Raw genomic sequence first — 12,096 nt, forward strand, 5'->3', positions numbered from 1 at the left:
TAAATTATTCAATAAATAGATTTATATACTATAATACGAGTGTAGTGCTATTATTCATAATCATTATTGTTTTGCCCTTTTTAATATTCTTTTAGGAGGTAAATGGATGGCTCGTAAAATACTAATTATTTTGTTCTTTGGTCTAGGTCTTTATTACGTTTTTCTTTTTCAGACGATTGATAGTTCGTTGAAGATGGTATTTAAACTGTTGCCAATGCTTTTATTAATAGCGTTGGCGTATTTAACAAAAGCTCCTGTTAAATCCCGTTATTACTGGCTTATATTAATTGGATTAATCTTCTGCGCGATTGGTGATTATACATTACAATGGTTCATCATCGGGCTGAGCTTTTTCCTAACGGGACATATTTTTTATATTTTTGCTTTCCGTTCTGCGAATAAAGCAAAAACACCGCTTTATGTGAAAATTGTTTTAGGTTTATATGGAGCTGCCATGATGATTTGGATTGCGGGGAGTCTATTCCAAAAAGGGGATACGATTTTGGCAATTGCTGTAACGGCATATATTTTAGTTATTTTGACAATGGGCTGGACTTCGTTTCGCACAGGGAGTGCATTTGCAATTATCGGTGCATTCTTATTTATTGCGTCCGATTCCATTTTGGCAATCAACCGCTTTATGTTTGATGTTGCCTATGCACATGAGCTTATTATGTTCACTTATTACGCTGCCCAGTTTTTCTTGATGCTCAGCATTGCACAATACTTCAAAATTAGTTCAAAAACCGAAATAAAGAGTGTACAATAAAAGCAATATGTATTTAGGAGGTCTTTTTCATATGAAAGAAAAAGTAATTGAACGTTTAGTACGCTATGTAAAAATCGATACACAATCAGATTTCAACTCAGACACCACACCTTCTACAATGAAGCAGTTTGATTTATTAAATGTATTAAAGGACGAATTAGCGGAGATTGGCTTAACAGAGATTACATTAGATGAAAACGGCTACCTTTTCGCAACATTGGAATCAAACACAGATAAAGAAGTCCCGACGCTTGGCTTTTTAGCACATGTTGATACAACATCCGACTATACAGGGACAAATGTACAGCCACAGCGTATCGATAACTACGATGGTGAAGCAATTACATTGAAAAATGGCTTGGTGATGGAACCAGACTACTTCCCGAATTTAAAAAACTATGTAGGCCAAACATTAATTACGACAGATGGAAATACATTACTAGGTGCAGACGATAAAGCCGGCATCGCAGAAATTATGACGGCGATGGAATACTTAGTTAACAACCCTGAAATTAAGCACGGTAAAATTCGTGTTGCCTTCACACCTGACGAAGAAATCGGGCGTGGTCCACATAAGTTCGACGTGGAAAAGTTCGGCGCAGATTATGCCTATACAATGGACGGCGGACCTTTAGGAGAATTACAATACGAAAGCTTTAATGCTGCTGGTGTAAAAGTAACGACGAGCGGCACGAATATCCATCCAGGCTCAGCAAAAAATAAAATGGTCAACTCGATTACAATGGCCATCGAGTTCCAGAACGAAATGCCAAAAGATGCCGTTCCTGAAAAAACAGACGGCTACGAAGGCTTTATTCATTTAATGCACTTTAATGGTGGCATTGAAGAATCATCGATGTCATATATTATCCGTGACCATGACCGCGCAAAATTCGAAGAGAAAAAAGCGTATATGGCAAAAGTAGGGCAAGAGATGCAAGCAAAGTATGGCAAAGAGGCAATCACTGTAGCAATTGAAGACCAATACTACAATATGGGTGAAAAAATTGAGCCCGTAATGGAAATTGTCGATATCGTAAAAGATGCCTTTGCTAAATTCGATATTACTCCAATTGTAGAACCAATTCGTGGTGGTACAGATGGTTCGCAGCTATCATACATGGGCTTGCCAACGCCAAATATTTTTGCAGGTGGAGAAAATATGCACGGAAAATATGAATTCGTATCTGCAGAAACGATGGAAAAGGCTGCTGAAGTCATTATTGAAATCGTTCAGCTGTTTGAACAACGCAACTAAAATTAATGGAGCGATTGAATTCGCTCCATTTTTTGTACACTTAATAGACGGAAAATTATAACTATTCAGGTGGTGTGAAATGAAGGAGATATTCATTGGCATTTTAGCTTCATTATTTTTTGCTGTTACGTTTATTTTAAACCGTTCCATGGAACTGGAAGGGGGCAGCTGGCTTTGGAGCTCTTCCCTTCGTTACTTCTTTATGGTCCCCTTTTTAATAGCAATCGTGGCTATTCGAGGAAAAAATGGATTTCGTATTTTATCAACTGAAATGAAGGAAAGCCCCGTTGCATGGGTTGGATGGAGCTTTATAGGCTTTGTACTATTTTATGCCCCTCTTACATTTGCTGCTGCGTATGGACCCGGGTGGCTCGTATCGGGTACATGGCAATTTACCATTGTAGCTGGTCTACTTCTTGCACCACTTTTCCTTTCCACCATTGCCGGAAAGATAGTACGGGCAAAAATACCACTGATATCGTTAAGTATTTCGGGTATTATTTTAATCGGTATTTTTATGATACAAATTCCACAATCACAAACGGTTTCAACGAAAAGCCTTCTTCTTGGAACAATCCCTGTCATTATAGCAGCCTTTGCTTATCCACTTGGCAATCGAAAAATGATGGCACTTTGTGGCGGAAGAGTTGATCCATTCCAACGTGTGCTCGGTATGACAATTGCTTCTTTACCGATTTGGGTGCTACTCGCAGTTTATGCTTTCTTTACAGTTGGTTTACCATCTGCCAGTCAACTATACCAATCGCTTCTTGTGGCGGTATCATCCGGTGTAATTGCTACTGTATTATTCTTTATCGCTACTGACCGCGTACGACATGATCAAGGGAAACTTGCCGCTGTGGAAGCAACCCAATCCATCCAAGTACTCTTTGTTGTGATTGGTGAAATGATGTTGCTTAATGTCCCGTTACCAAAGCCACTCGCTTTAGCAGGTTTAACTGTCATCATCGTCGGATTGCTGTTACATAGTTATCATACAGTACTAGTAAATAGAAAAAGATTGCAGCTGAAAAACGAAAATGGGTAGCGACAGTTTTTGTCACTACCCATTTTTTATAATCCCCATTGCCATACGCCTGTCTGATCTTTATACATTTTAAATACATATTCCCCTACCCCTTCACGACCATATTGGTAGCGAATTTCTACTTCTGTGTCGGATAGATACGTAACACTGCGGTAAGATGCCTCTAAAAACAGCTCCCCTAAGCGATTGGCATGCGGAAATGCACTATCTTGGGCTGACAACCTTTCACTCATTGTTCCTTCTCCAAAAATCTGGTCATATAAATATAAATCGAAATATTGGTCCGGTGTATAGTCATTTGACAACTCAAAATAAATGGAATCCGTCTTATTTTGCTGTGCCAACCCTACTACTTCCCCATAAATTTTATGCACAGCGGTAATCGTTCCTGCCTGCAAAGTATTTTCAGCTGGGAAATGGTTTACTAAAAAATATTCTCGTGCATTTAATAATTGGTCATAGCCGCCTGCAATCGTATTGCCGTTTTCCTCATACAATGCCATTAGTTCCGATTGGACAGGCTTACCATTCACTGTTAGCTTGCCGTTCTGCAAAACGACCCGGTCTCCCGGCACAGCGATCACTTCATAGTAGGCATTTTCATAAATAGGCAAATGACTGCTCGTATTTGTCATCGTTCGAACAATATCGCCTGCTTTATATACAACTTCATCAAATAAATTAGATTTTCGTTCAATAACCGTATGATAAAGTTCCTCTTTCCCTGCAATTGAAAAGGAATCCTTATCGATATATTGTAAATCTGTTAATTCTTCAAGCACTGGTAGCTGTGCGAAAGCATCATAATCAATTGTTGAAAGTTGCTTTGATTTTTGAAGGGTAGCGATTTGCGCCAAATCATCAAGCGGATCATAAGGGACACCCCGCCCTTCATTTGCTGAATTTTGGGTAAAAGGAGCTGCTGTCATAAATAGGAATACCGCAACCGCTGCAACCGCTGCTGTCACCACTTGCACATGCCATGAACGCTTTGTCTTTGGTGTCGTTAAATCTTTTTTCACACGCTGTTTTATTCGGCTTTCCTGCAAGTTTGTATCACCCATCATGTCTTCCAGCTGCTTTTTAAATGGATCCATGCATCATCCCTCCATTTCCTCTTCGTTAAAAAACTCTTTTAATTGCTGCTTTGCTCGACGCAGACGCGTTTTCACCGTATTTTCATTAAGCTCTAAAAATAAGGCAATTTCCACAATCGACTGCTCGTTATAATAATATAAAATGAGTGGCTCACGGTATTTCAGTGGTAGCTGGAATAACTTTTGTTCGAGAGAAGCGAGCTGCTGTTTTTGTATAACTTCTTCATCTGCACCCTTTGTCTGTGCAAAAACCGTATCGAAGAAAACATCCTTTTTATGTTTCCACGAACGTAAATAGTCTTTTGCCCGGTTGGCAGTCATTTTAGTTAAATACGTTTTCAACGATGATTCGTTGCGAAATTGATCGCTCTTTTGATAGTATGTCAAAAATACTTCCTGTACGATATCCTCTGCGGTAGCCCAATTTTTCACGTACAAATATGCGATGCGCACTAAATAACGCGTATGCTCATCTAATATGGCGTCAAAATCTTTCATATTAGCTATTAACACCTTCTATCTTTCTATTTTCAGAACACCCCCTTTACATAAGAAGTGAACTGTTCATATGTTTTCTTTTCTGTTACCCCAAAACGATTTACTTCATAATTTGATTGCTCAATATTTGCATAGCCTTCATTTGTCGTAAAGCCGATCAATAGCCCGACTTCCTTCATCGCTTTAACCATCTCTTCATTATAATGACCGAACGGATACGCTAACGATGTCGCATTTTTAAGCGTCGCAACATTTCGTTTTAAGTCGTCTGCAATTTCAGAAGCCGACAGTTCAAGTGCTACACCAAGCCCTGTTTCACTATTGAGGCGATGCAAATCTTCTGTATGTGCTTCATAATAAAACACATCTGCTAATTGTTCCATCTCATATTCCGTAAAAAACTGAAGCGGTCCTTCACTATTAAAAACCTGCTCGCCTTCAAAACGATTCGTTCGAGAGGAGATAATATGCTGTACCGCTGTAAACCCATGTTTCTTTAAAATTGGGTAGGCATATTCCTTAGTCGATAATAAGCCATCATCAAAAGTAATAAGTACCGAATTGGTCGATAGAATCTGGCGACCTTCCAAATAATCATAAAGCTGTGCTGTTGTAATCGTTTCAAAATTCTCCTCGGCCAAAAAGACCATTTGCTGCTCAAATGATTCAACCGAAACAGTACTCACCTCTGTCACCATCTCATCTTGCGGTAAAATATGATGATACACTAAAACCGGAATACCTTCATCTATTTCAACTGATTGACTATGTATATAACCCGCACGCTCGCCAATTTTTAGAATAAACCAATCCCCTATTTCTCCCACTATCGGAAAGCGGAACCCTTGTGCAAGCTGGAGCATAACCGCGCTATCAAAGCTTGTTTCTTCATAGACAGCCACTCTTTCATCTGCCTTGACTGAACCTGTCACCTCTTTATTGACTAATGCTTGAATTTCCCGTTTTTCAACGGTTGCACTTCCCTTTTTTATAAATGCCGTTATTTTACCGAACCGCAATTCATAAAAAAGCTCATCTTCCCCTGCAATGGCAAAAGATGCACCTGGCTGCACAGTTCCAATTTCAACAAGCGCCTTCCCTTTCATATAAATTGGCTGTGCTTCTTCTATAAGAAGCACTTTTTCAAACAGATGTGTCGCTTGTTCAATTTGTAATTCATTATCCACTTGAACAACATCGTTTTCATTGGCGACAGCCCGTTCGATATTTTGACCAAAACTTTTATATTGAATTGCTATCAATAATACACAAGCAGCAAATACCCCTACAGTAATAACCTTTTTCATAATTTCCTCCGTTAGCTTTTCTTTTAAAGCAACGTACAGACGGAGAAATTCAAAATTAGTTTCAAAAAATTTTTATTTTTTTTTACAATAAAAATACCCGTATCAATTTGCTGATACGGGTAACGGGTCTTCCAAAAAGGAAGTAAACTAGATGAAAAAACAAAGGGTGAAAAACTCAGAGTCTGACACACAGTCAAACTTACATTCTAAATGAGGGGGTTTAGAATAATATTTTCTGAGCTAACTAGCTCCTGGAGAAAGCGGTTAGCTCAGACTTACTTGTACTGTATTACAAATAAGCTCTTGCTACATTTATAATGATAATGATTATCACTATCATTGTCAATATAATTCAAAAACTTTTTAAGTATTTCTAATAGAACGACGGTATTGGAACTGTTTCCATTGAAAATGAATAAAGCAACCTATACAAAATCCTAAAATCGCAATAAATGATGCGAGCGCGACCATAATTGTAAAGCTATAAGCGACGACCGGCATTTGAAAGACAAATCCTAATAATCCGCCTGCCAAACAAATGCTTGCAATCGTTGAGTTAAACTTTTGCTGAGCAACATCTTCCGGGATATAAGATTTCACATCTTTCGTTAAAAATAATTTGGCCAATCGCATAATCGGGTTAAATCCCGTAAAGATCCCAAGCAAATTTGCTACTAAAGGAATTGCCAAAAGCCAATATTGTCCCGTCACCCACGTTAATATGACGGAGAGAAAAATAGTCCACTGATTCACTCGAACTAACGGTCTAGGAATAGAAATAGGTTTTGCCATAAAAACCAACCTTTCTTATATGTTTAGTTTATCGTAGCGTTTTTCCACTCGTTTGTGAAGAGAAATGTTATAGTAAAGGTAAACAATTTTTAAGAAAAGGTGATTGAAATGCCTGCACTTTCATACGATCAAGTTCGTCAATTAAATTCTTACAGTATTTTTACGGAAGAACCAGACCGTCCATTATTTACATTGGCCAATCTTCATAAAGACTTTTATTTAACGGACTTTCGTAATTTAATGATGGGGATAACGAATGCTGCAACAGAAACTGCGGCCATTTCTCACTTTGGTCGTCGCTATGGCATGTTTGTGGCAATGCAGTTTTATATGCTGACAACTTATGATGAAATCTGGGATGGCAAGCCAGAAAATTTAAGATTCGCCATTGTTCAGGAATATGGGATACATACACTCGGTATGTATATCAACCCGAATGATTTTCGCTATGTGGAAGATGATGAGCGCGAGCGTGTGATGACGGATATTTTATATAAAACATCTGTTATTATTGGTCAATTACGTAAAACGACGTCGATTTCCCCACTTATTTTATGGGAGAACATCTTCGGGTATATGCTATGGCACTATCATACATTACTCGAGAATCCGGCACTTGCCGACCGTGCCTTTGAGGACTTAGAATTGCTTGAAGGTAAAGAGGTTTGGCGCTATTTCTCGGATAAATCCCTGTTTTTAAATTACACAGGCGGGAAAAGTCCTTCTGCACTAATTAATCAGCCAGTTAGGAAAAGCTGTTGCTTCTCGAAAGACATTCCGGGGCTAATCGCTTGCGGATTCTGCCCGATAAAATAATTTCCAATTTAAGTGTCGTTCAATAACGGCACTTTTTTAATTTAGGGTGTTGGAGCGTAGATGTTTTCTAATAAGTGAATTGCTTTTTCTAATAAAATCTGAAAAGTTCTAATAAATTTCTGAGTTGCTAATAAACTTTGCCTATGTGCTAATAAAGTGGTCAAAAGTTCAAATAAATACTAAGTACCTTCTAATAAACATTCCAAGTTTTCTAATAACCGCTTCAACTTTTCTAATATCCGTAGCAAGCACTCCCTCCTGCTTCTTCCAAACAAAAACGATGCTACATTTCATAGCATCGCTTCAAATCATTATTCATTTGCGCAATTTTTTAACGTCGTGGCAATTACTTTCACTCCATCAATTAATGCCTTTTCATCAAACGACATTTTCGGATGATGAAGACCCGGTCCAAGATTTGCACCGACACCAATCATCGTAGCCTTCAATTGTGGATTTTTTATCGTATAAAAGTGGAAGTCATCGCTACCCGGTGTGACGACGGCCTGGGCCAAACTTTGTTTTCCAAGCGCCTCAATAATTGAACGCTCTGCCAAAGCAGCCGCCTCCTTAGATACTTCTGCACCCGGTGTGACATCTAACCAGTCCGAAGCAACATCAATATCGAACATTTCTGCGATTTGCTTTAAACCTTTTTCCACATAGTTTTGCACTTTTGTCAGGACTTCATTTTTTTGAGCGCGCACATCAATCGAAAAGCTTGCATTGCCCGGAATAATATTCACACTTCCGCCATCCGCTACAATCTTCGTTAGCTTAGCGGAATACACTTCAAATGGATCAATATGAATATTTTTCAGCATGTGCTGAATCGCTACAATTACATCTATCGCATTTTTCCCTTGATGGGGACGAGCACCATGTGCATCAATTCCAGTAATTGTTCCGGATAAAAATGCAGCAGCCCCATGATAAATGGCCGGAGCAACTTTTCCTAAAGGGAGCTCTTCCATTGGACGTAAATGCACTCCAAATAAATGTGTTACATCTTCTATAACACCACGCTCAATCATTGCTAGCGCCCCACCACCTGTTTCTTCTGCAGGTTGGAAAATAAATCGAATTTTCTTCTTTAACGATTCATTCTTTAATGCATAGAGCGCCCCTAAAACGATTGATATATTTGCATCATGTCCACAAGAATGGTTCGCCTGCATCACGCCGTCTACTTCTTGCCAAAGTGCATCAATATCTGCACGAACCGCGACTGTCTCGTCACCTTGCCCGATTTCTGCGACAAGCCCTGTCACATCGTCAAACCTTTTATAGTTTACGCCCATCTCATCTAGTATTTCAGCTATTTTAGCTGTCGTATTATCTTCCTTCCAGCTTATTTCAGGATTTGCATGGAAATACTGAAACCAATCAAAAATCATTTGTTCCGTTGAATTTACTGCTAACATGAAACGCACCTCAAATATTATTTAGTATCCCTATTATACAGTACAAAATTTATATTCTACATTATTACTGCCCAATAAAGTGAAACTTCAACTGCCAAAGTTTCAAGAATCGCATAAAATTAAAAATGGCATCTATCCCAATTGCTTAATTGGATAGACACCGATAAGTTCTGAAAAAAGTATGCATATCAAAAATTATATTATAGGCTTGAGAAAAATCCATTTGGATATTGAGTACGCTCTTCATTTTCAGACACCTCTTGTTGCTCCGATGATTCGAAATCCATTTCTTCATCGAACAAATATGTCTCAAGCATTGATTTTAAAATTGTTGTCATCCACATCCACCTCTTTTAATTATTAGAATTTTTAGTTAATTTAAATAATATAATGGATTTTTAATAAAATCAACTATTATTAGCTGTTTATGCATAATTAGTATTAAATCCATCTTGTTTTGAGATAAATTAAAAGAGCGCCTGAATTTAGTATTCAAGCGCTCTTCCATATTTTAAGAAACCGCTACTTTTGATGTGGTCTCTTTATTTTTTGTCATCCATTGAATAACAAACATAATTCCAAAGGCAATCAAGCCTAATGTATCAGACATTGATTCTGGGTAAATCATTGCTAGACCTGCAGCCAATAAAACAATGCGTTCCATCCAATTTACCGGACGATACCAATAGCCGATAACCCCAACACCGATTGCAATCATACCCATTAATGCCGTAAATACTACCCAACCAATTTGCCAAACTGTTACGTCAATCATAAGCAATGCCGGTGAGAAAATGATCATATATGGAATAATGAAAGCTGCAATTGCCAGTTTAGCAGAGTTCACACCTGTACGAATCGGATCTCCACCTGAGATACCGGATGCTGCAAAGGCGGCGAGTGCGACTGGCGGTGTTATATCTGCGATAATTCCGAAATAGAATACGAAGAAATGCGCTGATAAAACTACAATAATTGGCGCTGCACTTGCTGGTACATCCGGTGCCAATAATGCAATAATAGCCGGAGCCGCAATTGTTGATGTAATAACATAGTTTGCTGTCGTCGGTGCACCCATACCTAAAATTAACGATGCAATCATTACGAAGAATAGCGTAATAATAATGCTGCCACCTGCCAGCTTAACTAAACTGTTTGCTAGTGATAGTCCTAATCCAGTCTTTACAACAACCCCTACAATGATACCCGCACATGCAGTTGCAGCTGCTACTGCCAATGCTGAACGTGCACCATCGACCAAACCGTCAACAATTTCCTTGAAACCGAATTTCACATCAGGATTAATAAACCCTACAATTATACATGCTAATATTCCGTAAAGTGCAGAATGAATAACTGGTACACCCGACATCATCAGAACAATGATTAACACGATTGGAACAAGTAAATAAATTTTCTTTAATACATTCGAACGGTCCGGCATCTCCTCATCCGTTAAACCGCGTAAGCCTAATCGTTTCGCTTCAAAATGCGTCATAATCCAGATACCAGCAAAGTATAAGACTGCCGGGATAGCAGCTGCTTTGGCGATATCCCAATACGTTACTCCACGGCCAATAAATTCAACCATTAAGAACGCGGCCGCTCCCATAATCGGAGGCATCAACTGACCACCTGTTGATGCTGAAGCTTCTACAGCACCGGCGAAGTTTTTATTGTACCCAAGACGTTTCATCATAGGGATTGTATACGCGCCCGACGTAACAACGTTTGCTACGGAGCTTCCTGAAATCGTCCCTTGCAATGCAGATGAGAATATCGCTACCTTCGCAGGACCCCCAACTAACTTTCCCGCAACTGAAATTGCCAAGTCATTGAAGTATTCCCCTACACCTGTTTTTACAAGAAACGCTCCGAATAAAAGGAACGCAAAAATAAACGTTGACGACACTGCCAATGGTGTACCTAAAATCCCATCTGTAGAGAAAAACATTAAATTAACAATGCTATCTAAGCTTTGACCACGGTGTGCCATAAATTCCGGCATATAAGGGCCATAAAATGCGTAAAGTAAAAACATTCCTGCAATAATGGCGATTGGTAATCCTACCGCTCGACGTGCCCCTTCCAATACTATAATAATTGCCAAAAGTCCCACTATGAAATCCAATGTTTCCAACTGTCCTAAACTTTGAACAAGTCGCTCATAATTCAATACCCAATAGCTACCTACAAAGATGGCAAAAAGCGCCAAAATGTAATCGTAAAATGGAATAGAGCTTTTTGATAGCTTACGACTTGCTGGGAATAATAAAAATACAAAGGTTAAGGCAAATCCTATATGCACTGTACGCTGAATTTGCGCTGGAAATTGTCCGAAAATGGCTGTATAAACTTGGAACAATGTAAATGCCAGCAAACCAAAATAGATGAAATGCTTCATTATATTTTGCGGGTTACGCTGATTCGATTCAATATCGTATTTTTCCAATAGCTGCTGTTGCTGTTCTAAAGTAAGTGCTTCATGTAGGTTTTCTGAATTTGCCGCCACTGTTTTATTAGTCATCCAATTCGACTCCTTTCATTTTGTCATATAAAGACAAGCTTTTAAGTTTTACTAAATAGGATTTCCCCGGTATTAAAAGCTCCTTTAAAGGTATAATTCTACCTTTATGCTGGAGATTCAATTTATAGTCGACATCCCCAATATGTAGCGTGAATTCTTTTAATTTAGCATCCGTATATTTAAGTTTATAGATGCCATTTTCGTAGTGAAGGGTTTGCCCTTCTTCTGCATAACTCGGCATTCCAATAGCCACATCCGAATACTCCATTGAAAGCAATTGAAATTCGTCTGTTGGAAGTGCTTGATAGCTCTCTTTTACATCTGTTAAGTGAATGGAATGCGTAAAGATCAAATGGAATACATCCTCATTTTTTAACGGCAAATAAAACGGCACCGGTTTTTCAGTTCGCGTTTCATAAAAAGTTAGGCTACGGTCAAAAGGAACAAACAAAAGAGCAATACCGAGCAAAGCAAGGATTATAAACAACCATTTTCTCATCTACATCCCTCGCTTCAAAACTCCTTTTACATTAAATAGGGGTATATATACAAAAGACCTC

At 38.7% G+C, this 12,096-nt stretch carries 12 protein-coding genes; 4 read left to right on the plus strand and 8 right to left on the minus strand.

What is annotated here, in order from left to right; genetic code table 11:
- Positions 1-106 precede the first annotated feature (106 nt).
- The 3 genes from SNE38_RS11895 (at position 107) to SNE38_RS11905 (ending at position 3,075) form a co-directional block, all read left to right on the plus strand.
- Positions 107-769, plus strand: coding sequence for a lysoplasmalogenase (locus SNE38_RS11895; RefSeq protein WP_336046552.1), 663 nt, complete (start codon positions 107-109; stop codon positions 767-769).
- A gap of 31 nt (positions 770-800) precedes the next feature.
- A complete protein-coding gene (gene pepT / locus SNE38_RS11900; RefSeq protein WP_191704624.1) occupies positions 801-2,027 on the plus strand; it encodes a peptidase T in 1,227 nt (408 codons plus the stop codon).
- Between the two features lie 79 nt (positions 2,028-2,106).
- Positions 2,107-3,075, plus strand: a complete 969-nt coding sequence (locus SNE38_RS11905; RefSeq protein ID WP_191704623.1) for a DMT family transporter — start codon at positions 2,107-2,109, stop codon at positions 3,073-3,075.
- A 26-nt stretch (positions 3,076-3,101) separates the two neighbouring features.
- On the opposite strand, the gene SNE38_RS11910 is transcribed toward SNE38_RS11905, so the two are convergent.
- The 4 genes from SNE38_RS11910 to SNE38_RS11925 all read right to left on the minus strand — a co-directional run bounded on the left by SNE38_RS11910 (position 3,102) and on the right by SNE38_RS11925 (position 6,769).
- Positions 3,102-4,172 (minus strand): S26 family signal peptidase, encoded by a 1,071-nt coding sequence (locus SNE38_RS11910; protein WP_336046553.1) that lies wholly within the window; start codon positions 4,170-4,172, stop codon positions 3,102-3,104.
- A gap of 3 nt (positions 4,173-4,175) precedes the next feature.
- A complete protein-coding gene (locus SNE38_RS11915; RefSeq protein WP_191704621.1) occupies positions 4,176-4,670 on the minus strand; it encodes a sigma-70 family RNA polymerase sigma factor in 495 nt (164 codons plus the stop codon).
- A 32-nt stretch (positions 4,671-4,702) separates the two neighbouring features.
- The gene (locus tag SNE38_RS11920; RefSeq protein ID WP_191704620.1) at positions 4,703-5,977 is read right to left on the minus strand and encodes a polysaccharide deacetylase family protein; all 1,275 of its coding nucleotides are present in this window, start codon (positions 5,975-5,977) and stop codon (positions 4,703-4,705) included.
- A 363-nt stretch (positions 5,978-6,340) separates the two neighbouring features.
- Positions 6,341-6,769, minus strand: a complete 429-nt coding sequence (locus SNE38_RS11925) for a DUF4395 domain-containing protein (RefSeq protein WP_191704619.1) — start codon at positions 6,767-6,769, stop codon at positions 6,341-6,343.
- 108 nt (positions 6,770-6,877) lie between these two features.
- Between SNE38_RS11925 and SNE38_RS11930 the strand changes: the two genes are divergently transcribed.
- Positions 6,878-7,585 (plus strand): Fe-S oxidoreductase, encoded by a 708-nt coding sequence (locus SNE38_RS11930; RefSeq protein WP_191704618.1) that lies wholly within the window; start codon positions 6,878-6,880, stop codon positions 7,583-7,585.
- Positions 7,586-7,896: 311 nt separating this feature from the next.
- Here the strand turns inward: SNE38_RS11930 and SNE38_RS11935 are convergent, their stop codons facing one another.
- The 4 genes from SNE38_RS11935 to SNE38_RS11950 form a co-directional block, all read right to left on the minus strand.
- On the minus strand, positions 7,897-9,009 hold the full coding sequence (locus SNE38_RS11935; protein WP_191704617.1) for an amidohydrolase: 1,113 nt from the start codon (positions 9,007-9,009) through the stop codon (positions 7,897-7,899).
- Positions 9,010-9,209: 200 nt separating this feature from the next.
- Positions 9,210-9,347, minus strand: coding sequence for a hypothetical protein (locus SNE38_RS11940; RefSeq protein ID WP_191704616.1), 138 nt, complete (start codon positions 9,345-9,347; stop codon positions 9,210-9,212).
- Between the two features lie 173 nt (positions 9,348-9,520).
- Complete coding sequence (locus tag SNE38_RS11945; RefSeq protein WP_191704615.1) at positions 9,521-11,536, minus strand: TRAP transporter permease; 2,016 nt, start codon at positions 11,534-11,536, stop codon at positions 9,521-9,523.
- Positions 11,529-12,035 (minus strand): DUF1850 domain-containing protein, encoded by a 507-nt coding sequence (locus tag SNE38_RS11950; protein ID WP_191704614.1) that lies wholly within the window; start codon positions 12,033-12,035, stop codon positions 11,529-11,531. The genes SNE38_RS11945 and SNE38_RS11950 overlap by 8 nt, the downstream gene beginning before the upstream one ends.
- Positions 12,036-12,096 lie beyond the last annotated feature (61 nt).

It is taken from the genome of Solibacillus ferritrahens (assembly GCF_037027585.1).
Lineage (GTDB): Bacteria > Bacillota > Bacilli > Bacillales_A > Planococcaceae > Solibacillus > Solibacillus ferritrahens.